The organism is Caulobacter sp. GW821-FHT11A05, from assembly GCF_058809015.1.
On the sequence record NZ_JBXASF010000002.1, the window covers coordinates 537,397 to 560,789 of the forward strand.

The following is a 23,393-nucleotide window of genomic DNA, read 5'->3' on the forward strand; positions in this document are numbered from 1 at the left end:
CCCCCTCCACCACCGCCTTCGGCGGCGGTCCCCCTCCCCCGCGGCGCTTCGCGCCCCGGAGGAGGAACTGTCAGAGCGAGAAACTCACCCCGCAGCCGCAGCTGGACTTGGCGTTGGGATTGCGCACCCGGAACTCGGCGCCGGCCAGTTCGTCGACGAAATCGATCTCCGAGCCCTTCAACAGGCCCAGGGAGATGTCGTCGACCAGGGCCACGGCCCCGTCACGCTCGATCCGCAGGTCGTCGGCCTCGACCGCGTCGACCAGGTCGAAGCGGTACTGGAAGCCCGAGCAGCCGCCGCCATCGACCGCCACGCGAAGCATCAGCGTCCGGCCTTCGGCCGCGCCGATGGCGCGGATGCGGGCGGCGGCGGATTCGCTCAAGGATACGGGCAGGGTCACGGGGGTGGTTGTCATGCTGTGGAAAACTCTTGTCTGCCCCTATATGTGCAACCCCGCGCCCTGTGGAAAGGGGCGCACTCGCGAAGGCCTAAGATGACCGGCAGCTACACCGTCTTCCGTTCGCCCTATTCGGAAGTCCCCAAGGCGTCGCGCGGGCGGCTGTTTCCCGAGGCCGAGAGCCGTACCCGCAACCCCTTCGCCCGCGATCGTGACCGCATCATCCATTCCACCGCCTTCCGCCGGCTGAAGGAGAAGACCCAGGTCTTCGTCGCCCACGAGGGCGACCACTACCGCACCCGCCTGACCCACTCGCTGGAAGTGGCCCAGATCGCCCGCAGCCTGGCCGGCGCCCTTGGCCTCGACGCGGATCTCGCCGAGACCATCGCCCTGGCCCACGACCTGGGCCATCCGCCTTTCGGCCACGCCGGCGAGGACGCCCTGGACGACAGCATGAAGCCCTGGGGCGGCTTCGACCACAATGTGCAGACCTTCCGCGTCGTCACCGAGCTGGAGCATCGTTACCCCGACTTCCTCGGCATCAACCTGACCTGGGAGACCCTGGAAGGGGTCATCAAGCACAACGGCCCAGTCACCGACCGCATCGCCCGGCCCAGCTGGGCGGCCGTCACCCGCTTCAACGAGAAGATGGACCTGGAGCTGGGTGGCTGGGCTTCGGCCGAGGCCCAGGTCGCGGCCCTGGCCGACGACATCGCCTACAACAACCACGACGTCGACGACGGCCTGCAGGCCGAGCTGTTCCGCCTGGAGGAACTGCTGGAGGTGCCGCTGATCGGCCCGATCCTGCAGGGGGTGCGCAGCGAGCGGCCGGACCTGGACGACCGCATCACCCGCCTGGAGGCCGTGCGCCGGATGATCGGGGCCATGGTCGACGACGTCATGGGCGAGACGCTCAAGCGGGCCGCCATCACCGGCGTCGCCAGTCCCTCCGACGTGCGCGGCCTCGACCAGGCGCTGGTCGCCTTCTCGCCGGACATGCTGGAGGACCTGTCGCGGCTGCGCGAATTCCTCTTTGAGCGGATGTACCGCCATTGGAAGGTCAACCGCACCCGCAGCCAGGCGCGCCGCATTCTGGCCGAGATGTTTTCGTTGTTCATGGCCGAACCTGAGGTGCTGCCCACCGAATGGTTCGTGAAGTCGCAGAACCGCGACGAAGCCGGCCGGGCGCGGGTGGTGTGCGACTACATCGCCGGCATGACCGACCGATACGCCATCGAGGAGCACCGGCGTCTGTTCCAGCTGGAAACCTGGACCTAGGCGGTTAGGTCGCTGGTCACGGAACCGGTGTGATTCGATAGACTGGCGGGACGTTCGGAGCGATTCGCTCCTCACCCGCGCATGCTCATTCGAGCGGAGCCCTGATGTCCGACTACAACCGCGGCGCCTATACCCCGCCCAGCCATGACGCCCCGCTGGCCTTCGACGCTCGCCGGCCGGTGCGCGGCGGCTCGCCGGCGCCCGTCACCCTGATCATCAGCGCCCTGGTGCTGGTGGTGCTGATCGCCGGGGCCTGGTTCATCTATCGCGACGGTTTCCGCGGCGCCGGCGACGCGCCCAAGACGGTCGGCACGCCGGTGGCCGAGGCCAAGACCGCGGCCAAGGAAGAGGACCAGCCCTCCAACCCGGCCGACCAGCTGGTCATCTACAATGGCGAGGAAGGCGACAAGCCGCCGGCCTACGCCCCCGCGCCCGAAGCGCCGCTGCCGCGTCCCGAGGTTCCGGTGGTGAGCAAGGCCCCGGTGACCCCGGTCCAGGCCGGGCCGGCCCTCAAACCCGCCGTGCCGGCCTCGGCGCCCAAGGCCGCCCCCGCGCCGCCGCCGGCCAAGGTCGCCACCGCGCCGGTCGCCCCGCCGCCGGTCGCCAAGGCCCCGCCGCCCGCCAAGGCCGCCGGTGGCAGCTTCCTGGTGCAGATCGGCGCCTTCTCCTCGGCCTCGCTGGCCGACAAGGGCTGGAGCGACGCCGCCGCCCTGGCCCCCGGCGCCGCCGCCGGCAAGGGCAAGAAGGTCGAGACTGTCGAGAGCGGCGGCAAGACCCTCTATCGCACCTCGGTGACCGGTTTTGGCGACAAGGCCTCGGCCCAGGCCTTCTGCGATCGGCTGAAGGCGGCCGGGAAGAGCTGCTTCGTCCGGTGAGCGACCGCGCCTGCATCCTGGGCTGCGCCGGAACGACCCTGTCCAAGGACGAGGTCGCCTTCTTCGGTGACGCGCGGCCCTGGGGCTTCATCCTGTTCAAGCGCAACGTCGAGAGCCCCGCTCAGGTGCGGGCTCTCACCGCGGCGCTGCGGGAGGCGGTCGGCTGGCATGCGCCGATCCTCATCGACCAGGAAGGCGGCCGGGTGCAGCGGCTCGGACCCCCGCACTGGGCCAAGTACCCGCCGGGCCGGGCCTACGGCACGCTGGGAACCAACGATCCGCTGGTCCGCCGCGAGGTGACCCGGCTGGGCGCGCGGCTGATCGCCCATGACCTGCTGGACCTCGGCATCAACGTCGACTGCGTGCCGGTCCTCGACGTGCCCCAGAAGGGCGCCCACGACATCATCGGCGACCGCGCCTACGGCGAGACGGTAGCCGAGATCGCCACCCTCGGCCGGGCCGCCGCCGAGGGCCTGATCGCCGGCGGCGTGCTGCCGGTGATCAAGCACATCCCGGGTCATGGCAGGGCCATGGCCGACAGCCACCAGGACCTGCCCGTCGTTGAGGCCTCGCTGGCCGCCCTCTCGGAGACCGATTTCGCGCCCTTCCGGGTGCTGTCGGACATGCCGATGGCGATGAGCGCCCACGTCGTCTACACGGCCATCGACGCAAAGCGGCCCGGCACCCAGTCGAAGACGGTGGTGCGGGACATCATCCGCGACGACATCGGTTTTGCCGGCCTGCTGATGACCGACGACCTCTCGATGAAGGCGCTGAAGGGCGACTTCACCCAGCGGGCCCGACGGGCGCTGAGCGCCGGCTGCGACGTCATCCTGCACTGCAACGGCGACATGGCCGAGATGCAGGCGGTGGTCGCGGGCACGCGCGCGCTGGCCGGCAAGGCCAGGCAACGCGCCGACGCGGCCCTGGCCCGCCTGGCCAAGGTGGTCGAGCCGTTCGACGCGGCCGAGGCCCGGGCCCGCTTCGACGCGGCCTTCGAGGGGCGGTTCGCGGCATGAGCGACGGCTTCCAGCCCATCCTCGACTTCAAGGCCGCCAATGAGGCGGCCGAGGACGGCGACGCCCTGATCATCGACGTCGATGGCTACGAGGGGCCGCTGCATGTGCTGCTGGCCCTGGCCCGAAGCCAGAAGGTCGACCTGATGCAGCTGTCGATCACCAAGCTGGCCGAGCAGTACCTGGCCTTCGTGCATCGGGCCCGGTCGCTGCGCTTTTCACTGGCCGCCGACTACCTGGTGATGGCTGCCTGGCTGGCCTACCTGAAGTCGCGCCTGCTGCTGCCGCGTCCCGACAAGGGCCGGGGCGACGAGCCGCCGGCCGAGGAGATCGCCGCCAACCTGGCCTTCCGCCTGGCCAAGCTCGACGCCATGCGTAAGGCCAGCGAAGCCTTGAACATCCGCCCCCGCCTGAAGCGCGATATCTTCACTCGCGGCGACCCCGAGCAGGTCAAGGTGGTCGGCTCCGGCCGCTTCGAGGGCGACCTCTACCAGCTGATGAGCGCCTACATCCAACAGCGCCGCCGCGAGCATTTCCGCACCTATCGGCCCGAGGCGCCGGTCGCCTACGGCCTGGAAGACGCCCGGGGACGCCTGCGCGAGCTGCTGCCTGAACTGGATCACTGGACCTCGCTGCAGGGCATCGCCCCGACGCCGCAGGATGATCTGGGGCCCAGCCGGGCCAGCTACCTGGCCTCGACCCTTTCGGCCAGCCTGGAGCTGGTCAAGGAAGGGGCGCTGGAGGCGCGGCAGCTGGAGGCCTTCGCCGACCTCTACCTAAAGGTCCGCACTCGGCGTCCTGAAGCGGCTTAGACGTGAGCACTCTCCACACCGATCATTCCCGCGAAGGCGGGAATCCAAGCGCCGCCAAGGTCAGGGACGCCGGCGCCAGGATTTCGGGCTCCTGCCTTCCATCCCCTGCCTCAGCATGGACTCCCGCCTTCGCGGGAGTAGTCGGTGGATGGGGTTGAGAGTATTGGCTCACGTTCCATGACTGACTCCTCCCACATCCAGCGTTGCATCGAGGCCCTGCTGTTCGCGGCCGCCGAACCGCTCAGCGAGGCGGACCTGGCCCGCCGCCTGCCCGAGGGCGCCGACGTCCCAGCCGCCATCCGGGTGCTGCGCGAACAGTTCGAGGGCAGGGGGGTCGAGCTGGTCGAGGTGGCCGGCCGCTGGCGTATCCAGACCGCCGCCGACCTGGCCTTCCTGATGACCGAGGAGCGCGAGGAACCTCGCCGCCTCTCCAAGGCGGCGCAGGAGACCCTGGCCATCATCGCCTACCACCAGCCGGTGACCCGGGCCGAGATCGAGGCCGTGCGCGGCGTGCAGGCCAGCAAGGGCACGCTGGACGTGCTGCTGGAGCTGGGTCTGGTGCGCATGCGGGGGCGCCGACGCACGCCGGGCCGGCCGGTCACTTACGGCACCACGGATCTCTTCCTGGAGCACTACGGCCTGGCCTCGCTGGCCGACCTGCCGGGCATGACCGACATGAAGGCGCTCGGCCTGCTGGACATGAACCTGCCGCCCGGCTTCTCGGTGCCCGACCCCAGCCTGGCCGGCGAGGCCCTGGAGGACGAGGAACAGCTGGACCTGGACGTCGATGCGCCCGAGTTCGTGCAGGATTACGTCGGCGAGGGCGACAACTGACGCCAGGCGCGCCAAATCGCCCTTACGGCGCTTTCATTTGGCCCGTCGCCGCGAGAACGCCTATATAGGCCCCGATAAGGATCAAGGCCGCCCCTGCGACAGGCTGGCGGTGAACGAGGAGTTGGCCCTGATGGGTGGTTTGAGCTGGATTCACTGGGTGCTGGTCATCGGCGTCGTGGCGCTGCTGTTCGGCGGCCGCGGCAAGCTGTCGGGCCTGATGGGCGACGCGGCCAAGGGCATCAAGGCCTTCCGCGACGGCCTCAAGGGTGAGGCTGACGAGAAGATCGAAGAGGAGCCGGCGACGCCGCTGCCGCGCGCCAAGACGTCCAAGAAGGACAACATCGTCACCTGACGATTCGATCCGGGCTTCATCGCCCCCGCTCCAACGCCTTAAGGCGCGCCCATGCTTTCGCCTGATATCGGCGTCTCCGAAATGCTGATCGTGGCCGCCGTGGCCCTGATCGTCGTGGGACCCAAGGACCTGCCGCTCCTGATGCGCCGGGTCGGCCAGTTCATCGCCAAGCTTCGCGGCATGGCGTCGGAATTCCGCGCCAGCTTCGAGGACATGGCCCGCCAGTCCGAGCTCGACGACCTGCGCAAGGAGGTCGAGGCCATGCGCACCGGCCAGTTCACCGCGCCGCTGCAGGACGCGAGCGTCGACCAGGTGTTCGCCGAGATCGACGCCGGGCTGAAGACCGGCCAGGTCAGCTTTTCGCCGGCCGTGTCGGTCGACAGCGCGGCCGAAGCCGCGCCCAAGCCGGCCCGCAAGCCGCGCGCCAAGGCCGCGCCGAAGCTTGAGGCTCCGGCCAAGGCGCCGGCCGCGCGCAAGCCCGCGGCCGCCAAGAAGAAGACCGAGCCCGCCCCGGCCATCATCGATCCGCCCAAGCCCAGGCGCCGCAAGAGCGAGATCGTCTCGTGATCAACGACGAAGCCGAAATCGAGGCCTCGCGCGCGCCTCTGCTGGACCATCTGGTCGAGCTGCGCGGCCGGCTGATCATCTGCGTGGTCGCCCTGGCGATCGGCTTTGGCGTCTGCTTCTTCTACGCCGACCCGATCTTCAAATTCCTGATCCACCCGTTCCAGACGGCCAACAACCTGTTCACCGCCCAACAGACCAGCGGCGGCAAGCACGGGCCGTTCGACCTGATCCTGGCGCTGATAAACCAGACCCCGACCTCGGGCGGCCAGCTGAAGCTGATCTACACAGCCGCCCTGGAGCTGTTCTTCGCCAAGCTGAAGGTGGCCGGCTTCGGGGCCCTGATCGTCACCTTCCCGGTGATCGCCTGGCAGCTGTACCGCTTCATCGCTCCGGGCCTCTACAAGCGCGAGCGCTACACGGTGCTGCCGTTCCTGGTCGCCTCGCCGGTGCTGTTCACCATCGGCGCCGCGCTCGTCTACTACATCATGCTGCCCTTCGTGCTGTGGTTCTCGCTGAGCCAGCAGATCACCACCGCCGGCATCTCGGTCGAGCTGATGCCCAAGGTCGACGAGTATCTGTCGCTGGTCACCGCCCTGGTGCTGGCGTTCGGCCTCTGCTTCCAGCTGCCGGTGGTGCTGACCCTGGCCGGCCTGGCGGGGCTGGTGTCCAGCCAGGCGCTGCGCACCGGCCGGCGCTACGCCATCGTCGGCGTCTTCGTGGTGGCGGCGGTTGTCACGCCCCCCGATCCGGTCAGCCAGCTGATGCTCGCCATCCCCATCTGCCTGCTCTACGAGATCTCGATCTGGTGCGTCTGGCTGATCGAGCGGCGGCGCAAGAAGGAAGACGAGAGCACCGACCTTGCGGTGATCAACTAGGCGCGTTGCAGGCGCCGGGCCGAGCCTATAGGTTCCGCCTCCACTAATTCCCTCCCATCGGAGTCTTTCGTTCGTGGTCGATGTTTTCGAAGAGGTCGAGGAGCAGCTCCGCACTGAGCGCTACCTCAACCTGGCCAAGCGGGCCCTGCCGTGGATCGCCGGCCTGGTCGTGGTGGTGTTCGTGGTCGTCGGCGGCGGCTGGGGCTGGACCACCTGGCAGGACTCGCGCGCCGACAAGGCCTCGACCACCCTCAGCAAGGCGATGGAAGCCCAGCAGCAGCGCGATGAGGCCAAGGCCTTCGCCCAGTACGGCGAAGTCGCCAAGTCGGGCCCCGGCGCCTACAAGGCCCTGGCCCTGCTCAACCAGGGCGCCATGCGCCTGGAGGCCGGCGCTACGGAAGAGGGCGTGAAGTTCTTCGACCAGGCCGCCAAGGCCGCGCCGAGCCCGATGCTGGCCGACTACGCCTCACTCCGCTCGATCTACGCCCTGCTCGACACGGCTCCGACAGCCGACATCGAAAAGCGCATCGCCCCCCTGAGCGGCGAGAAGCGGCCCTACCGCATGCAGGCCAAGGAGGCGCTGGCCTTCCTGCGGCTGCGCGACGGCAAGTTCAAGGAAGCCCGCACCGAGTTTGTCGTTCTGCAACAGAACTTCGATTCCACCGACGGCATGCGTGAGCGGGCCAAGGCGGCGGTCTCGATGATCGACAGCGGCGGCGCGGCGACCATGGCCAAGGCCGCCAAGCAGGCGGCTGACATGCCGCCGCCGTCGGCCATGCAGCTGCCGCCTGGCCTGCAGATGCCGCCGGAAGCCGGCGGAGCGCCGCAATAATGGGCGCGGCCAAAGGCGTGGCGAGCGGCGAGGCCCGCCTCAAATCCGCCTTGGCCCTGCTTGATTCCCAAAGCGCGGGGGCGGCGAAGGCCAATCCCGCGCGTTCATCCTCATCGCCCCGGGTAGGCTCTTCCATGATTGCAAGTCGCGGCTTCCTGACCGCCGTCGTCCTTGGCCTGGCGGTAACCGCCGCCGGCTGCTCGACCGTGTCCGGCACGGTGGACCGGCTCAATCCCTTCAAGGCGAAGGAAGTGAAGGACGAGGCGGCCGACGGACGGCGCATCTCGGTCATCGCTTTCGACGAGAAGGTGGCCGTGGCCGAGGCCCTGCAGGGCCAGGACTTCTTCCTGCCGCCCGCCGCCGCCCTGGCCGAATGGCCCCAGCCGGGCGGCCCGATCGACACCCTGACCGAGAACATCGAGGCGGCCCCTGCCTTCGACGTCGCTTGGCGCAAGAGCTTCGGCAAGGGTTCCAACGTCAAGGTCCACGTCACCGCCCCGCCGGTGATGGCTGACGGCAAGGTGTTCGTCATGGACGCCGAGGCCGACGTCGTTGCCCTCGACGCCAAGACCGGCGCCCAGCTTTGGAAGCAGCGCCTGAAGGCCGAGAACCGCCGCGACAAGGTCGGCTTCGGCGGCGGCGTCGCCTATTCGAATGGCAAGGTCTACGTCAGCTCGGGCTACCGCTTCGTCGCCCAGCTGGACGCCAACACCGGCGCGGTCGGCTGGCGCCAGGATGTCGCCTCGCCGATCCATGGCGCCCCCACGGTAACCAACGGCAAGGTGTTCGCCATCAGCACCGACAACGAGCTGCTGACCTTCGATGCGGCCACCGGCAACCCGGCCTGGGACTTCCAGGCCCTGGTCGAGCCGGCCCGCATCCTGTCGGCCTCCAGCCCCGCCGCCTCCGGCGATGTGGTCATCGCCGCCTTCGCCTCGGGCGAACTGGTTGCTCTTCGGGCCGGCAACGGCAACGACCTGTGGAACAACGCCCTGTCGCGCGCCAGCCGCACCAACGCCCTGTCGGAAATCCGTGACGTGGCCGGCCGCCCCGTCGTGTTCAAAGGTGACGTCTACGCCGCCAGCCACTCGGGCGTCTTCGCCGCCGTCGACCTGCGTTCGGGCCAGCCCCGCTGGTCGGTGCCGGTCTCCTCGATCACCACCCCCTGGCCGGCCGGCGACGTGGTCTACATCATCAGCCGCGCCGGCGAGGTCATCTGCGTCTCGCGCGACAGCGGCCAGGTGCACTGGATCAAGGACCTCAACGAAGGGGTCAAGAAAACCCAGGACCGCGAGCTGTTCTTCGGCCCGGTGCTGGCCTCGGACAAGCTGATCGTCGTCTCCAGCGACGGCCGCGCCCTGGCCCTCAACCCCAAGACCGGCGAGGTCACCAAGACCATCAAGCTCGGTGGTCCGGCCCTGATCACGCCGATCGCGGCGGGCGGCATGGTCTATGTGGTGACCGACAAGGCTGAGCTGGTCGCGATCCGCTAAAACCACTGAAAACTTGTAATCAGGCGGCGGTTCTGCGAAGAGCCGCCGCCTCTTTGCATTTAGAACGAGCCTGTCCGACCCGCCGGATTGACTGCCGTCGTTCCGGAAGGCCTCTTAAGACCCCATGGCGCTGAAACTCGCAATCGTCGGCCGACCCAACGTCGGCAAGTCCACGCTGTTCAACCGGCTGGCGGGCAAGAAGCTCGCCATCGTCGACGATCGGCCCGGCGTCACCCGCGACCGCCGCTTCGCCAGCGGCAGCATCGGCGACATGAACCTCAGCCTGGTTGACACCGCCGGTTTCGAGGACGTCGATGACGACACCCTCGAAGCGCGGATGCGCAAGCAGACTGAACTGGCCATCGACGAGGCCGACGTCTGCCTGTTCCTGATCGACGCCCGCGAAGGCGTCACGCCGCTGGACGAAGTGTTCGCAGAGATCCTGCGCCGCCGCGACAAGCCGGTGCTGATCGGCGCCAACAAGGCCGAGGGCAAGCAGGGCGATCCCGGCATCGCCGAGGCCTGGACGCTGGGCTTCGGCGAGCCGATCCCGATTTCCGGCGAGCACGGCGAGGGCATGGCCGACCTCTATGCGGCCCTGGTCAACATCGCCCCCGAGCACCAGGACGACGAAGCCGACGACGAAGGCGACAAGCCTGTCCGCCTGGCCATCGTCGGCCGTCCCAACGCCGGCAAGTCGACCCTGGTCAACGCCCTGATCGGCGAGGACCGCATGCTGACCGGCCCCGAGGCCGGCATCACCCGCGACTCCATCTCCGTCGAATGGGAGTGGCAGGACAAGAAGATCCGGCTGGTCGACACCGCCGGGCTGCGGCGCAAGGCGCGCATCCACGAGAAGCTGGAACAGCTGTCGGTCGCCGACAGCATCCGCACCATCGTCTACGCCGAGGTCGTCCTCCTGGTCATGGACGCCACCCACCCCTTCGAGGTGCAGGACCTGCAGCTGGCCGACCTGGTCGAGCGGGAAGGCCGCGCCCTGGTCTTCGTGTTGGCCAAGTGGGACCTGGTCGAGGACCAGGCCGAGACCCTGAAGACCTTCAAGGAACACGCCGAGCGCATGCTGCCGCAGGTGCGCGGCGCGCCGGTCGTGGCCCTGTCGGCCGAGACCGGCTTTGGCCTCGACAAGCTGATGCCGGCGGTGGTCAAGACGCACGACAACTGGTCGACCAAGGTCAAGACCCGCGACCTCAACGACTGGCTGGCCATGGCGGTGCAGAGGCACCCACCGCCCGCGGTGAACGGAAAACGCATCAAGCCGAAATACGTCGCCCAGACCAAGGCCCGGCCGCCGACCTTCGTGCTGTTCTCCAGCCGCGCCAACCAGATGCCCGAGCACTACCGGCGCTATCTGATCAACTCGATCCGCGAGAGCTTCGACCTGCCGGGGGTGCCGATCCGCATCACCATCAAGTCGGGGGCCAACCCCTATGCCGACGCGCAAGGCGACAAGCGGCCGATGGGCTCGGGCACCAAGCGCGGTCCGCGCGAAAAGCCCAAGAAGATCGGCGTCACCGAGAACGCCAAGGAAGCCAAGCAGCTGCGCGTCAAGAAGGCCAACAAGGCCAAGCGCCAGGCCAAGGAAGCCGCCAACCCGGTCGCCGCCAAGCCGGTGATCCGCGCGCGGACCCAGAAGCCCGGCCGGGCGAAGTAACCCTTCAGGGGGCCTTGAACAGCACCGTCTCGGGCATGGCCGGCAGGTCGGCCTGCGACGCCAGCTCGACGAACAGCGGCCCCAGGGCGGCCGGCTCAGGCAAGTCCAGCGGGTCCTCGCCCGGATAGGCCTCGGCCCGCATGCGGGTGCGCACGGCGCCGGGGTCGAGCAGCACGGCGCGGACGGCTGTTTGCTCCAGCTCGTCGGCCCAGCACTTCACCAGCGCCTCCATGCCGGCCTTGCTGGCTGCGTAAGGGGCCCAGAAGGCCTTGGGGCGGGGAACGCGGCCGGTGGTGACGAAGATGGCCCGACCCATCTCAGAGGCCCGCAGCAGCGGCTCGAACGAGCGGATCAGCCGCCAGGTGGCGGTCAGGTTGACCGCCATGGTCTCGTCCCACCGCTTGGGCTCGACATGGCCGGTGGGCGACAGCCCGCCCAGCACGGCGGCGGCGTGGACGACGATGTCCAGCCGGCCGAAGCGTTCGTAGAGGTGGGCGCCGAGGGGATCGAGGTCCTCCGGCTGGCGCAGGTCGAGCGGAACCAGGGTGGCGTGCTGGCCGGTCCTGGCGAAGATGGCGTCGTCCAGCGCCTCAAGCGCCCCTTGCGTGCGGCCGAGGGCGATGACGTGGGCGCCGGCCTGCGCCAGGGCCAGGGCGGCCGCCTGGCCGATGCCGCGGGTGGCGCCGGTGACCAGCGCGATCTTGTCCTGAAGCGGAAGAGTCATGGCGGGCTGTCTAGCGGATTTGCCGCCAGAGTCACGGGCTCTTCCGGCCGGTTTGCGTATCGCCGCGCCAGCCAGGCGCAGGCCAGCAGCTGCAGCTGGTGGAAGATCATCAGCGGCACGATCATCACCCCGGCCACGGCCGGCGCGAACAGGATGGCGGCCATCGGCGCCCCGGTGACCAGGCTCTTCTTGGAGCCGCAGAAGGTCAGGACGATGCGGTCCTCGACGATGAAGCCGAGCAGCTTGCCGAGCGCCGTGGAGAGGCCGAGCACCAGGGCCAGCAGCAGGGCGCACAGCAGGGTGACGACCAGCAGCTCGGGGACCGACAGCCGCGTCCACACCCCCTCGACCACGGCCTGGCTGAAGGCGACATAGACGACCAGCAGGATCGAGCCGCGATCGACCAGGCCGACGATGGCCTTGTGGCGCTCAAGGAAGGGCGCGACCCAGACCCGCAACAGCTGGCCGGCGATGAAGGGGGCCAGCAGCTGCAGGGCGATCTTGATCGCCGCGTCCCAGCCGAGGCCGGACCCCTGCGCATGCATGGTCAGCCCGACCAGCACCGGCGTCACCAGCATGCCGAGCAGGTTGGAGGCGGTGGCGGCGCAGACGGCGGCGGCGACGTTGCCCCGCGCCAGGGCGGTGAAGGCGATCGACGACTGCACCGTCGAGGGCAGGCAGCAGAGGAACAGCACCCCCAGCGCCAGCGGCGTCGGCAGGATCGAGGCCGGGATCAGGCCCGCCGCCAGCCCCAGCAGCGGGAACAGCACAAAGCTGACCCCCAGCACCGCCAGATGCAGCCGCCAATGGGTCAGGCCGGCGATCACCGCCTGCCGTGACAGCTTGGCCCCGTGCAGGAAGAACAGCAGGGCGACAAAGCCCTTGGTCACCGGCGACAACACCTCCGCCGCCACGCCCCGGGCCGGCAGCAGCGAGGCCAGGACCACCACGGCCAGCAGGCCGGCGATGAAGGGATCGATCCGCAGTCGGTTCACTTAAGGTCGTCCGCCCCGTTGTGTTCTCCATGCCGCTGAAGCCTGTTCCGTCGGAAACATGACAGAAAATCCGAAACCTGAATCGAATTGGGGCGTTAGCGGGTCTCGAAGGAGTTCAAGTAGCGTCGCGATGCCAGCCCGTGTGTTGATTGTCGAGGATGAAATCCTCACTGCCCTGGAACTGGAAGCGGTTCTCTGTGAGCGGGGATTCGAGGTGGTGGGCATCGCCCAGGACGCCGCCTCGGCCCGGGCTCTGGCCGCCGAGTGGCGGATCGACCTGGCCCTGGTCGACGTCAACCTCCGCGACGGCCGCACCGGCGTCGGCCTCGGCGCCGAGCTGGCCCGCGAGAGCGCGACGAAAGTCATCTATCTGACCGCCCATCCGCTGCCCTCCTCGGAGCGGCCACGCGGCGTCGTCGGCCTGCTAACCAAGCCCAGCGATGAGGCGGCGGTGGTCTCGGCCCTCGACTACGCCCTGCGCGGCCGCGAGAACTTGCTGCCGCCGCCACCGGCGCTGCAGGTCTTCCACTAACCCTTCCGGTTCAAACTGCTCAGCGGCAACGCCAGGGTCACCACCAGTCCCGCGGGGCGCCAGTCGCGCGTCAGCCGGCCGCCGAGCTGGGTCTCGACGCTGAGCTTCGACAGGGTCGAGCCGAAGCCCTCGCTGGTCGCCGGCCCTTTGATCCTCGGCCCGCCGGTCTCGGCCCATTCGACCACCAGGTCGGCGTCGTTGCGCCGGCAGGTGATGGTCACCCGGCCGTCCGGCTTCGAAAAGCCGCCATACTTGGCGGCGTTGGTCGCCAGTTCGTGGAAGATCAGCGCCAGCGGCGTGGCCGCCTGGTCGTCGATGGTCGCGTCGTCCCCCTGGATCGAGATCCGGGCCGCATCCTCGGTCAGGTAGGGCCGTAGCAGCTCGGCCAGCAGCTCCGACAGCCGGGTCAACCGGGTCCCCTTGCCAGCCACGGCGTGCGGTCGCACGAAGTCGTGGGCCCGGCCCAGCGACACGATCCGCTCGCGCAGGTCCTTGCCGAACCCGGCCGCCTCCGGGAAGCGCCGCGCCGACAGGGCGACCAGGCCGGAGATCACCGAGAAGATGTTCTTGATGCGGTGGCTCAGTTCGCGGCTGAGCAAGGCTTCCTGCTCGGCCAGCTGCTTGTGGTCGTGAATATCGGTGCAGGTGCCGAACCAGCGGGTGATGGCCCCGCTTCCATCACGCACCGGCTGGGCCCGGCCCAGGGTCCAGCGATACTCGCCGCTGTGGTGGCGCAGGCGGTATTCGATCTCATAGGCCCCGCCGGTCTCCACCGACTGGCGCCAGCGGGCCCAGGCGCGCGCCTGGTCATCGGGATGGAACAGCGCGTTCCAGCCCTCGCCGTCGGTCGAGCCGGGCGGCTCGCCGGTGAACTCGTACCAGCGGGCGTTGTAGTAGTCGGTATGGCCGTCGGGCCGCGCCGACCAGACGATCTGCGGCATACTGTCGGCCAGGGCCCGGAACTGGGCCTCGCGCTGCACCCGCCAGGCCAGTGATTGGCGCAGCTCGAACAGGGTCATTACCTGCCGCGCCAGGGCCAGCAGCGCTCCGTCCTGGGCCTGCGTCAGGCCCTCTGGCCGCGGTATCCGGTCGAGCACGCAAAGCGTCCCCAGCGCCTCGCCGCCCTTGGTGCGCAGCACGGCGCCGGCGTAGAAGCGGAACTGCTCGGGGCCGTTGACCAGCGGCCCGTCGGCGAACCGCAGGTCCGCGGCCATGTCGGGGATCTGGTAGAGCGGCTGGTCCTGGGCGATGGCGTGGGTGCAGACGGAAATGTCGCGCGCCGTCTGCGCCTGGTCGAAGCCGCGGGCCGACTTGAACCACTGGCGATCGGCCCCGACCAGGCTGATAAGGGCCACGGGCGCCGCGCAGACCTGGGCCGCCAGGGCGGTCAGATCGTCGAAGGTCGCTTCCGGGCCGGTGTCCAGAATCCGATAGCTCTCCAGCGCGTTGAGCCGTCGGATTTCCTGCTGGTCATCGATCATGCGGCCTCGAACACGTCGCCTCGAAGGCAATTAATACCCGGGATGGCCCGAAGTTGCGTCCCGGGTTCCGTCGATGGAACTTTTGCCGCAGGCGTCACGGACCCGACCTCTAGCCGCTCATTCCGGCCAAGGCCGTGATCCAGCTCACTCGCCTTCTAACGGATTGACCCCGCGACTTCCGTCTAGGCGCTGACCAGGAAGCTCAGCTGGCGGCCGCCGTCGGCGTCGGCCTGGGCCAGTTCGCGGTCGGTCAGGCGGGTGGGGTAGTCGCCGGTGAAATAGTGGTCGGTGAACTGCGGGTTGGCCGGGTCGCGCGGTCCGACGCCGAGCGCCTCGTACAGGCCCTCAACGCTGAGGAAGCCGAGGGTGTCGACCTCCAGGAACCTGGCCATCTCCTCCAGCGACTTGGTCGCCGCCAGCAGCTTGTCGCGCTCGGGCATGTCGATGCCGTAGAAGTCCGGCCATTTGATCGGCGGCGAGGCGCTGCGCAGGTGGACCTCGGTGGCCCCGGCCTCGCGGACCATGCGGACGATCTTGCGGCTGGTGGTGCCGCGGACGATGGAATCGTCGATCAGCACCACCCGCTTGCCTTCCAGCACGGCGCGGTTGGGGCTGTGCTTCATCCGCACGCCCAGTTCGCGCACGCCCTGCGTCGGCTGGATGAAGGTGCGGCCGACGTAGTGGTTGCGGATGATGCCCATCTCGAAGGGCAGGCCGCTCTGCTGCGCATAGCCGATGGCGGCCGGCACGCCGCTGTCGGGCACCGGCACCACGACGTCGGCCTCAGGGCCGCTTTCGATGGAGAGGCGGGCGCCCATCTTCTTGCGCACGTCATAGACCGAGCGGCCGTCGACGACGCTGTCGGGGCGGGCGAAGTAGACCAGTTCGAACACGCAGGGACGGGCACGCAGGGCCGGGAAGGGGCGCAGGGACTCGATGCCGGTCTCGTCGATGATCACCATCTCGCCGTGCTGGATGTCGCGCACGAAGCGGGCGCCGATCATGTCCAGGGCGCAGGTCTCGGACGCCAGCACCGGCTTGCCGGCGAGATCCCCAAGCACCAGCGGTCGGATGCCGAGCGGGTCGCGCACCCCGATCAGCTTCTTGTTGGTCAGGGCGATCAGGGCGTAGCCGCCTTCGATCTGGCTGATGGCGTCGATGAAGCGGTCGACGAAGCGGGCCTTTCGGCTGCGGGCCAGCAGATGGAGGATGACCTCGCTGTCGCTGGTCGACTGGAAGATGGCCCCGTCGCTGACCAGCCGATCGCGCAGGGTGTGGAAGTTGGTCAGGTTGCCGTTGTGGGCCAGGGCGACGCCGCCGGCTTCCAGATCGGCGAACATCGGCTGGACGTTGCGGAAGGCGCTGCCGCCGGCCGTGGAGTAGCGGGTGTGGCCGATGGCGCTCTTGCCCGGCAGCCGTTCGACCAGATCCTGGCCGGTAAAGGCGTCCCCGACCCGGCCGACGTGGCGTTCGGTATGGAAGCGTTCGCCGTCGAAGGTGGCGATGCCGCAGGCCTCCTGGCCGCGGTGCTGCAGGGCGTGCAGGCCGAGCGCGGCGACGGCCGAGGCCTCGGCGACGCCGTAGACGCCGAACACCCCGCATTCCAGCCGCAGCTGGTCGTCGTCGGGGTCGCGATGGTCGGCGGGGTTCCAGACCTCAGCTGAGCGGGTCATCGGCTCTTCTCCACGGCTTCGTCCATCGTCTTGCGTTCGTCGTCGCTATACCCCGCGCCGTCGCGGACCGCATCCTTAACGGCGGGGGCGATCTTGCCGGCGGCCGCGAAGGCGTCGGGTGCGAAGGCTTTGAGCACCTTTCCGGCCGCGGCGGTCAGCGGATAGAGTTTGGCCTCGGACACCCATTTGGGCGGGCCGTTCTCGCCCCCGGCCATCTGCACCAGCAGGGTGAAGGCGCCCAGGATCACCAGGGCCCGGATGAGACCAAAGGCCGCGCCGATCATCCGGTCGACCGTGCCCAGCGCCCCGGCGCCCTGCACCCGGTTGGTGATCTGGCCGGCGACGATTTTGAGAATCAGGAAGACGATGACGAAGACGATCAGCAGGGCGGCGGTCACCGCCGCCCAGTCGGGGTTCATCATGCCGCGCAGCACCGGCGCGCTGAACCGCAAGGCGAAGATGGCGATCAGGGCGGCGATGATGAACGCCAGCATCCCCGTCAGTTCCTTGGTGGCCCCGCGCATGAAGGCGGTGAGGGCGCTGATGATCAGCAACAGACCGGCGAGGACGTCGAACAGGGTCAAGGCGTCGTCCATCTCTGCTGGCCGATGCGGTCGATGGCCTCAGCCAGGCGCGAGACGCCGGTGACCGGCAGGGTCTCGCCCGCCCCGTTGGGCGCCAGGGCGCGGCCGAAGCCGAGCTTGGCCGCCTCCTTCAGGCGCGACTCCATGCGGCCGACAGGCCTCACGTCGCCGGACAGGCTGATTTCGCCAAACACCACGCAATCCTGCGGCAGGGGTTCATCCAGTGCAGAGGAGGCCAAGGCCGCGGCCGCGGCGAGGTCCGCCGCCGGTTCGCTGATCCTCAGCCCCCCGGCGACGTTCAGATAGACGTCCCGGTTGCCAAAACCAAGGCCGCATCGTGACTCAAGCACGGCCAGCACCATGGCCAGCCGCCCGCTGTCCCAGCCGACCACCGCCCGGCGCGGGTTGCCGCCGGAACTGGGGGCGACCAGGGCCTGGAACTCGACCAGTACCGGCCGCGACCCCTCGATGCCGGCGAACACCGCCGCCCCGGCCGCCCGTTCGGCCCCGTCGTGCAGGAACAGGGCCGACGGATTCTTCACCTCGGTCAGGCCGATGTCGCCCATCTCGAAGACGCCGATCTCGTCGGTGGCCCCGAAGCGGTTCTTGGCTCCGCGCAGCACCCGGAACGGATAGCCCCGCTCGCCCTCGAAGCTGAGCACGGCGTCGACCATATGCTCGACCACGCGCGGCCCGGCGATCTGGCCGTCCTTGGTGACGTGGCCGACCAGGACGACGGCGACCCCCTTCTTCTTGGCGAACCGCACCAGTTCGGCGGCGCAGGAGCGCACCTGGGTGACCGAACCCGGGCCCGCTTCATGGGCGTCGGACCACATGGTCTGGATGGAATCGATGACCACAAGGTCGAAGGGCTCCTTCTTCAGCCCCTCGAGGATGTCGCGCAGCGAGGTCTCGGCCGCCAGCTTGACCGGCGCCTGGGCCAGCCCCATCCGCCCCGCCCGGCCGCGCACCTGCTCGACCGCCTCCTCGCCGGAGATGTAGGCGCAGCGCGCCCCGCGCAGGGCCGCCTGGGCGACGACCTGGAGCAGCAGGGTGGACTTGCCCACCCCCGGATCGCCGCCAACCAGGATGGCCGAGCCCGGCACCACGCCGCCGCCGCAGACCCGGTCGAACTCCTCGACGCCGGTGATGATACGCGGCGGCGAGGGCGTGTCGCTCTCCAGCCCCTCGAAGCTCAGCCCGCCCCGCTTGGCCCCCTTCGACGGCGCCAGGGCCCCGGGCAGGCGGCTGGTCAGCTCCTCGACCAGGGTGTTCCAACTGCCGCAGGCGGGGCACTGCCCCGCCCACTTGTGCGAAACCCCGCCGCAGGACTGGCAGACATAAAGGGCGCCGTCGCGGGCCATGGGAATTCCGATTCGGGACTGAGGGCATGATAGCGCGAACGGAGCCGCGCGGCTTGACCCGCAGGTTAGGCAATGTTCTCTGTTTGTTCAAGTTGGTTCGGGCGATCGCCCCATTGCGGCCGTTTGCTGCGCCCCCGGCCGTTCCCCTTGTCGCGCAAGGGTTTCTTAAGCGATCAGGGTATCAACTCCCCGCTGTGTTGGGGGTCTCCAGAATGGATAGCCTGAACCCAGGCTCCGTGGACGCGGAGGCGGCCGCTTCGCGCGGCTATGCCTTTGATTCCGCGACTCTCGACTTCCTGTTTCCCTGCCGTTTCGAAGTCCGCGAGGACCTGGCGATCCATGCGCCCACGGAGCGTCTACTGGCCCTGGCCCCGCGCCTCGCCTCCGCTTCCCTGATCGAAACCTTCATCGTCGAGGCGGCCGGGCCCGTCGCCGCCTTCGCCGATCTTGCTGCCCTCGACCGCACCGCCGTCGTCCTGCATTCGCGGACCGACCCGGGCCTGCGGCTGCGCGGCGCCATCTCGGTTCAGCCGGGCGGCCGGGTCCTGTTCCTCACCGCCCAGGCGGCCTGCGAGGAACAGCTGGCCGCCGATCTCGATCCGGCCAATCTCTCGCCGCTCGACGGCGCCCCCGACATGACCGCCGCCCTGCGCGACCAGGCGCAGCAGACCCGGGAAGCCGAAACCGTCGTCGCCTCCCTGGCCCGGGCCCGCGACGACGCGGTCAGCCGCCAGGAATTCTTCGACGCCATCGTCCAGATGCTGCCCGCCATCCTGATGGTCAAGGACGCCCGCGACGGCCGCTACGTGCTGGTCAACCGCGCCGCCGAGGAGATGCTCGGCGTCCAGGCGCGGGCCCTGCTGGGCCGCAACGTCCATGAGCTGTTCCCGCCGGAGGAGGCGCAGGCCTTCGCCGCCGAGGACCAGGCCGTCATCGCCTCCGGCGAGATGGCCGTCGTCGAGGAGGAGACCGTCACCACCTCGGCTCGCGGCAAGCGCATCTTCGTCACCAAGAAGGTCGCCACCTACGGCGAGGAGGGGGCCCGCCACATCGTCACCGTCGGCGAGGACATCACCGACCGCATCGAAACCCGCGAGGCGCTGCACACCGCCCTGGCGGCGGCCGAAGAGGCGGCGCTGTCCAAGAGCGTCTTCCTGGCCAACATGAGCCACGAAATCCGCACACCGCTGAACGGCATCGTCGCCATCGCCGACATCCTGGGTCGCGAGCCGTTGGAGCCGCGGATCAAGGACATGGTCGGCATCATCAGCGCCTCAGGCGAGACTCTGGAGCGATTGCTGTCAGACATCCTCGACCAGGCCCGCATCGAGAGCGGCCAGATCACCCTGGAAACCGCGCCCTTCCACCTGGGCGACATGGTCCGGGCCACCGCCGCGCTTGGCGAGCTGAAGGCCCGGGAGAAGGGCGTCGGCCTGTGCATCGACCTGTCGCCGGAAGTCGATGTGGCGGTCGAGGGCGACATGGTGCGGGTGCGCCAGATCCTCACCAACCTGGTCAGCAACGCGGTGAAGTTCACCGAGACCGGCGAGGTCACCATCACCGGCTATCGCAGCACGGACGCCTGCGTCCGCTTCGAGGTCCGCGACACCGGCGAGGGCTTCGACGAGGCCACCCGGGATCGCATCTTCGGCCGCTTCCAGCAGGCCGACAACACCATCACCCGCAAGTACGGCGGCACGGGCCTGGGCCTGGCCATCTCGCGTGAGCTGGCTTCGCTGATGGGCGGCGTGCTCGACTGCGAGGGCCGGCCGGGGCAGGGAGCCATCTTCTGGTTCGAGCTGCCGCTGCCGCAGGTCGACGACATCCGTGTGCCTCTGGGCCTGCAGACCGCCGCCGTCGCCCCGCCGCAACTACGCATCCTGGTGGCCGACGACCATCCGACCAACCGCAAGGTCATCGAGCTGATGCTGGCTGGTTCGGCCGACGTGGCCTGTGTCGAGAATGGCCAGGAGGCGCTGGACGCCCTGGCCGCCCACAGCTTCGACCTGGTGCTGATGGACATGCAGATGCCGGTGATGGACGGCCTGACCGCCATCCGTCACCAGCGGGCCCGCGAGGCCTCCGGCCTGGCCGCCAACGAGGGGCGCCTGCCGATCATCATGCTGACCGCCAACGCCCTGCCCGAGCACGTCTCGGCCAGCCTGGCGGCCGGCGCCGACCGCCACCTCGACAAGCCGATCACGGCGGCGACGCTGTTCGCGGCGCTGACGGATGTGTTCACGACCAAGGCGGCGGCCTGAGCTCTCTTTTTTGCTTCCGCTCATCCCGGCGAATGCCGGGACCCAGATGGAACCCAGCCTTGCTCCGCAAGTGTGCTGGACTCGGCGGCCAACCACCCATCAGCTCGGGTGAACCTGGATCCCGGCATTCGCCGGGATGAGCGGTAGTCTTAGGGGCGATTGTCGACCCACCGCGAACCCTGTTCTCCAAAGCGACATCCTGCGCTAGCCTCCCCCTGGGTCGGGGACAGCAGCGCCAGGGAGAGGGCGATGAGCATCATCGACGACGGGCGGCCGGCCTCCGGCATGGTCCAGCGTATCCGGGACATCCTGACCAAGCCGACGGCCACCTGGGAGGCAGTCGACGGCGAACCGGCGACCATCGGCGGCCTCTATAAATCCTGGGTCATCCCGCTTGCCGCCATTCCGGCCGTCTGCGGCTTCATCGGCATGGCCGTGTTTGGCATCGGCTTCTGGGGCCTGCATTACCGGCCACCGATCCTGTCGACGGCGCTGTCGGCGGTGGTCGGCTATCTGCTCAGCCTGGCCGGGGTCTATGTCCTGGCCCTGATCATCGACGCCCTGGCCCCCAGCTTTGGCGGCCAGAAGAACCAGATCCAGGCCTTCAAGGTCGCCGCCTATTCCGGCACGGCGGCCTGGCTGGCCGGGGTGTTCCAGCTGATCCCCATGCTGTCGGTCCTCGGCATCGTCGGCCTCTACAGCCTCTTCCTGCTGTGGAAGGGCCTGCCCAGGCTGATGAAGACGCCGGCGGACAAGACCCTCGGCTACGTCATCGTCATCATCCTGCTGTCGGCGGTGGTCTGGATCGTCATCGGCCTGGTTACCGCGCCCCTGGCCCGCATAGGCCACGTCGGGTCGTTCGGCGGCCGTGACGCGGTGCACGGTAAGCTGGTCGTCCCCGGCGTCGGCTCCATCGACGTCGACAAGGCCCAGGAAGCCGCCGAACGGATGGAGAAGGCGGCCCGCACCGGTAAGGTCGAGCTGGTCTCCACCGACGTCCTCAAGGCCGCCCTGCCGGCCAGCGCCGCCGGCTTCACGCGCGGCGAGGTCGCCACCGAGAGCGCCTCGGCCGGCGGCTTCGGCTCGGCCTCGGCCGAAGCCGACTACAGCCGCGGCGCCACCACGGCGGAACTGCGGGTCGTCGACATCTCCTCGGCCGGCCCGATGGCCGGCATGGCCGCCGCCTTCTCCGTCGAGCACAGCCGCGAACAGGGCGGGACCTATGAGAAGGTCGGCCGCGTGAACGGGGCCATGACCATGGAAAAGTACGATCGTGACGCCCGGCGCGGCGAATACGGCGTCCTGGTCGCCGACCGCTTCATGGTCCAGGCCGAGGGCAGCGACGTGACCATGGACGAGCTCAAGAGCCTGGTCGGTTCCGTCGACAAGGGCGCCCTGGAGCGACTGGCGCGCTGAACCGCCGCCGTACCCGGGATTCAAAACGGGTCGGCGGCAGGTCCATCGCCGCCGACCGGCGCTCTCGGGGGCCGCCGCGCGACAAGGTGGTTTCGGGGTGGTGGCGCAGGGGTCGAATGTCGGTCGCGGGGCGGTGGTTTGCGGCTTCTCTGTTGGTCGTATGTTATTGAAAGGACGGCATAAATAATCTGTTTGCCGGCCAAATTCCTGCTATAGTGGTTTCGCTTCGAAAAGCCGCCCGGACCGAAGCCCTTCAGACCTCGCCGACCCACCGCCGCCGCGACCGCCGGCCGATCCGCACCAGGAACTCATAGGCCGAGGCGTCCGCCGCCCGGGCCGCCGCGTCAAGCGTCAGGTTGGGCCCGATCAGCTCGACCATGTCGCCGGGGCGGGCCTCCGCGCCGGTGATGTCGATGGCGATCAGGTCCATGGAGACCCGGCCCAACAACCGCCGCCGGGCCCCGGCGAACCAGGCCCCGCCGTCCGGCGCGGAGGCGCGCAGGTAGCCGTCGGCATAGCCGGCCGAGACGATGGCGGCCTTCACCGGCCGCTCGGCGAGGAAGTCGGCGCCATAGCCGATGCTGTCGCCCTCGGGCACCTCGCGGATCTGCAGGATCGGGGCTTCCAGCAGGGCGACGGTGGATAGCCGCGGCGCCTGATCGTCATGCGGTTCGCCGCCGTAGAGGGCGACGCCGGGGCGGACCTGGTCGAAGTGGTAGTCGGGGCCCAGGAAGACGCCGCCGGAGCTGGACAGGCTGGCGCGGGCCTCGGGGAACAGCCGGCGCACGGCGGTGAAGCGCTGCAGCTGGCGGGCGTTCAGGGCGTGGCGCGGCTGGGCGGCGCAGGCCAGGTGGCTGAGGACGGTCTCGACCCGCAAGTCCCCCGGCGCGGCGGCGAGGTCGGCCGCCTCGGCCAGGGTCAGGCCCAGGCGGTTCATGCCGGTGTCGACGTGCAGGGCGCACGGACCCGCATCCCCCCAAGCGGCGATCTGCTCGCCGCTGTTGAGCACGGGGGTCAACCCTGCGGCCTTCAGCCGACCCGCCGCGCCGGCCGGGCAGCCGTCGAAGACCAACACGGCGGCGTCGCGGTTCCCCAGCGCCCGGCGCAGGGCCTCACCCTCGGCCAGGCGGGCGACATAGAAGGTCCGGGCCCCCTCGGCCCACAGCTTGGCGGCGGTCTGGCCGGCGCCCATGCCATAGCCGTCGGCCTTGACCACCGGCGCGGCCTCGGCTCCGCCGGCCGTGTCGCGCAGCAGGCGGTAGTTGGCCGCGATGGCGTCCAGGTCGATGGTCAGGCGGGCGGCGTCGGCGGGCATCAGCGGGCCGTAGGGTCCGCCCCGGGGATCGTCAAGCGCCGAGGC

Annotated in this window: 22 protein-coding genes; 14 read left to right on the top strand and 8 right to left on the bottom strand. The window is 69.4% G+C overall.

What is annotated here, in order from left to right:
• Positions 1–70: 70 nt before the first annotated feature.
• Positions 71–415, bottom strand: a complete 345-nt coding sequence (gene erpA, locus AC1RSK_RS05530; RefSeq protein ID WP_492906279.1) for an iron-sulfur cluster insertion protein ErpA — start codon at positions 413–415, stop codon at positions 71–73.
• Between the two features lie 78 nt (positions 416–493).
• On the opposite strand from erpA, the gene AC1RSK_RS05535 reads away from it, so the two are divergent.
• The 11 genes from AC1RSK_RS05535 (at position 494) to der (ending at position 11,003) form a co-directional block, all read left to right on the top strand.
• Positions 494–1,675: a deoxyguanosinetriphosphate triphosphohydrolase gene (locus AC1RSK_RS05535; protein WP_492906281.1), complete on the top strand. Its 1,182-nt coding sequence runs from the start codon at positions 494–496 to the stop codon at positions 1,673–1,675.
• Positions 1,676–1,779: 104 nt separating this feature from the next.
• Positions 1,780–2,550 carry a cell division protein FtsN gene (gene ftsN / locus AC1RSK_RS05540; RefSeq protein ID WP_492906283.1) on the top strand — a complete coding sequence of 257 codons (771 nt, stop codon included), beginning with the start codon at positions 1,780–1,782 and terminating at the stop codon, positions 2,548–2,550.
• The gene (gene nagZ, locus AC1RSK_RS05545; protein ID WP_492906285.1) at positions 2,547–3,569 is read left to right on the top strand and encodes a beta-N-acetylhexosaminidase; all 1,023 of its coding nucleotides are present in this window, start codon (positions 2,547–2,549) and stop codon (positions 3,567–3,569) included. The genes ftsN and nagZ overlap by 4 nt, the downstream gene beginning before the upstream one ends.
• Positions 3,566–4,378, top strand: a complete 813-nt coding sequence (locus AC1RSK_RS05550) for a segregation and condensation protein A (protein WP_492906287.1) — start codon at positions 3,566–3,568, stop codon at positions 4,376–4,378. The genes nagZ and AC1RSK_RS05550 overlap by 4 nt, the downstream gene beginning before the upstream one ends.
• Positions 4,379–4,555: 177 nt before the next feature.
• Positions 4,556–5,212 carry an SMC-Scp complex subunit ScpB gene (gene scpB, locus AC1RSK_RS05555; RefSeq protein ID WP_492906289.1) on the top strand — a complete coding sequence of 219 codons (657 nt, stop codon included), beginning with the start codon at positions 4,556–4,558 and terminating at the stop codon, positions 5,210–5,212.
• A gap of 130 nt (positions 5,213–5,342) precedes the next feature.
• On the top strand, positions 5,343–5,564 hold the full coding sequence (gene tatA / locus AC1RSK_RS05560) for a twin-arginine translocase TatA/TatE family subunit (RefSeq protein WP_492906291.1): 222 nt from the start codon (positions 5,343–5,345) through the stop codon (positions 5,562–5,564).
• A 51-nt stretch (positions 5,565–5,615) separates the two neighbouring features.
• Positions 5,616–6,131, top strand: a complete 516-nt coding sequence (gene tatB, locus AC1RSK_RS05565) for a Sec-independent protein translocase protein TatB (RefSeq protein WP_492906292.1) — start codon at positions 5,616–5,618, stop codon at positions 6,129–6,131.
• The gene (gene tatC, locus AC1RSK_RS05570; protein WP_492906471.1) at positions 6,131–7,006 is read left to right on the top strand and encodes a twin-arginine translocase subunit TatC; all 876 of its coding nucleotides are present in this window, start codon (positions 6,131–6,133) and stop codon (positions 7,004–7,006) included. Before tatB ends, tatC begins: the two co-directional genes overlap by 1 nt.
• A 73-nt stretch (positions 7,007–7,079) precedes the next feature.
• A complete protein-coding gene (locus AC1RSK_RS05575) occupies positions 7,080–7,838 on the top strand; it encodes a tetratricopeptide repeat protein (protein ID WP_492906294.1) in 759 nt (252 codons plus the stop codon).
• A 134-nt stretch (positions 7,839–7,972) separates the two neighbouring features.
• Positions 7,973–9,331 (top strand): PQQ-like beta-propeller repeat protein, encoded by a 1,359-nt coding sequence (locus AC1RSK_RS05580; protein WP_492906296.1) that lies wholly within the window; start codon positions 7,973–7,975, stop codon positions 9,329–9,331.
• A 124-nt stretch (positions 9,332–9,455) separates the two neighbouring features.
• Entirely contained in the window at positions 9,456–11,003 is a 1,548-nt protein-coding gene (gene der / locus AC1RSK_RS05585; RefSeq protein WP_492906298.1) for a ribosome biogenesis GTPase Der, read from the top strand.
• A 4-nt stretch (positions 11,004–11,007) separates the two neighbouring features.
• Here der and AC1RSK_RS05590 read toward each other — a convergent pair whose 3' ends face one another.
• Positions 11,008–11,727, bottom strand: coding sequence for an SDR family NAD(P)-dependent oxidoreductase (locus AC1RSK_RS05590; protein WP_492906299.1), 720 nt, complete (start codon positions 11,725–11,727; stop codon positions 11,008–11,010).
• The gene (locus tag AC1RSK_RS05595; protein WP_492906301.1) at positions 11,724–12,722 is read right to left on the bottom strand and encodes a bile acid:sodium symporter family protein; all 999 of its coding nucleotides are present in this window, start codon (positions 12,720–12,722) and stop codon (positions 11,724–11,726) included. The genes AC1RSK_RS05590 and AC1RSK_RS05595 overlap by 4 nt, the downstream gene beginning before the upstream one ends.
• A gap of 130 nt (positions 12,723–12,852) precedes the next feature.
• On the opposite strand from AC1RSK_RS05595, the gene AC1RSK_RS05600 reads away from it, so the two are divergent.
• Positions 12,853–13,254: a response regulator gene (locus tag AC1RSK_RS05600; protein WP_492906303.1), complete on the top strand. Its 402-nt coding sequence runs from the start codon at positions 12,853–12,855 to the stop codon at positions 13,252–13,254.
• Here AC1RSK_RS05600 and AC1RSK_RS05605 read toward each other — a convergent pair.
• The 4 genes from AC1RSK_RS05605 to radA form a co-directional block, all read right to left on the bottom strand.
• Positions 13,251–14,735 carry a sensor histidine kinase gene (locus AC1RSK_RS05605; RefSeq protein ID WP_492906305.1) on the bottom strand — a complete coding sequence of 495 codons (1,485 nt, stop codon included), beginning with the start codon at positions 14,733–14,735 and terminating at the stop codon, positions 13,251–13,253. The two genes, AC1RSK_RS05600 and AC1RSK_RS05605, sit on opposite strands and share 4 nt — an antisense overlap.
• 182 nt (positions 14,736–14,917) lie before the next feature.
• Positions 14,918–16,408 (bottom strand): amidophosphoribosyltransferase, encoded by a 1,491-nt coding sequence (gene purF, locus AC1RSK_RS05610; protein ID WP_492906307.1) that lies wholly within the window; start codon positions 16,406–16,408, stop codon positions 14,918–14,920.
• Entirely contained in the window at positions 16,405–17,004 is a 600-nt protein-coding gene (locus tag AC1RSK_RS05615; RefSeq protein ID WP_492906308.1) for a CvpA family protein, read from the bottom strand. Before AC1RSK_RS05615 ends, purF begins: the two co-directional genes overlap by 4 nt.
• A complete protein-coding gene (gene radA / locus AC1RSK_RS05620; protein ID WP_492906310.1) occupies positions 16,989–18,356 on the bottom strand; it encodes a DNA repair protein RadA in 1,368 nt (455 codons plus the stop codon). The genes AC1RSK_RS05615 and radA overlap by 16 nt, the downstream gene beginning before the upstream one ends.
• 212 nt (positions 18,357–18,568) lie before the next feature.
• Here radA and AC1RSK_RS05625 point away from each other — a divergent pair, with 212 nt between their 5' ends.
• Positions 18,569–20,617: a hybrid sensor histidine kinase/response regulator gene (locus tag AC1RSK_RS05625; RefSeq protein ID WP_492906312.1), complete on the top strand. Its 2,049-nt coding sequence runs from the start codon at positions 18,569–18,571 to the stop codon at positions 20,615–20,617.
• A gap of 249 nt (positions 20,618–20,866) precedes the next feature.
• Positions 20,867–22,033, top strand: coding sequence for a Yip1 family protein (locus tag AC1RSK_RS05630; protein WP_492906314.1), 1,167 nt, complete (start codon positions 20,867–20,869; stop codon positions 22,031–22,033).
• Between the two features lie 253 nt (positions 22,034–22,286).
• Here AC1RSK_RS05630 and alr read toward each other — a convergent pair whose 3' ends face one another.
• Positions 22,287–23,351 (bottom strand): alanine racemase, encoded by a 1,065-nt coding sequence (alr, locus tag AC1RSK_RS05635; RefSeq protein ID WP_492906473.1) that lies wholly within the window; start codon positions 23,349–23,351, stop codon positions 22,287–22,289.
• Positions 23,352–23,393 lie beyond the last annotated feature (42 nt).

Coding starts and splice junctions, on each gene's coding strand:
- erpA (WP_492906279.1), bottom strand. CDS start 415: ATGACAACCACCCCCGTGACCCTGCCCGTATCCTTGAGCGAATCCGCC.
- AC1RSK_RS05535 (WP_492906281.1), top strand. CDS start 494: ATGACCGGCAGCTACACCGTCTTCCGTTCGCCCTATTCGGAAGTCCCC.
- ftsN (WP_492906283.1), top strand. CDS start 1,780: ATGTCCGACTACAACCGCGGCGCCTATACCCCGCCCAGCCATGACGCC.
- AC1RSK_RS05550 (WP_492906287.1), top strand. CDS start 3,566: ATGAGCGACGGCTTCCAGCCCATCCTCGACTTCAAGGCCGCCAATGAG.
- scpB (WP_492906289.1), top strand. CDS start 4,556: ATGACTGACTCCTCCCACATCCAGCGTTGCATCGAGGCCCTGCTGTTC.
- tatA (WP_492906291.1), top strand. CDS start 5,343: ATGGGTGGTTTGAGCTGGATTCACTGGGTGCTGGTCATCGGCGTCGTG.
- tatB (WP_492906292.1), top strand. CDS start 5,616: ATGCTTTCGCCTGATATCGGCGTCTCCGAAATGCTGATCGTGGCCGCC.
- AC1RSK_RS05580 (WP_492906296.1), top strand. CDS start 7,973: ATGATTGCAAGTCGCGGCTTCCTGACCGCCGTCGTCCTTGGCCTGGCG.
- der (WP_492906298.1), top strand. CDS start 9,456: ATGGCGCTGAAACTCGCAATCGTCGGCCGACCCAACGTCGGCAAGTCC.
- AC1RSK_RS05590 (WP_492906299.1), bottom strand. CDS start 11,727: ATGACTCTTCCGCTTCAGGACAAGATCGCGCTGGTCACCGGCGCCACC.
- AC1RSK_RS05600 (WP_492906303.1), top strand. CDS start 12,853: ATGCCAGCCCGTGTGTTGATTGTCGAGGATGAAATCCTCACTGCCCTG.
- AC1RSK_RS05605 (WP_492906305.1), bottom strand. CDS start 14,735: ATGATCGATGACCAGCAGGAAATCCGACGGCTCAACGCGCTGGAGAGC.
- purF (WP_492906307.1), bottom strand. CDS start 16,408: ATGACCCGCTCAGCTGAGGTCTGGAACCCCGCCGACCATCGCGACCCC.
- AC1RSK_RS05615 (WP_492906308.1), bottom strand. CDS start 17,004: ATGGACGACGCCTTGACCCTGTTCGACGTCCTCGCCGGTCTGTTGCTG.
- radA (WP_492906310.1), bottom strand. CDS start 18,356: ATGGCCCGCGACGGCGCCCTTTATGTCTGCCAGTCCTGCGGCGGGGTT.
- AC1RSK_RS05625 (WP_492906312.1), top strand. CDS start 18,569: ATGGATAGCCTGAACCCAGGCTCCGTGGACGCGGAGGCGGCCGCTTCG.
- AC1RSK_RS05630 (WP_492906314.1), top strand. CDS start 20,867: ATGAGCATCATCGACGACGGGCGGCCGGCCTCCGGCATGGTCCAGCGT.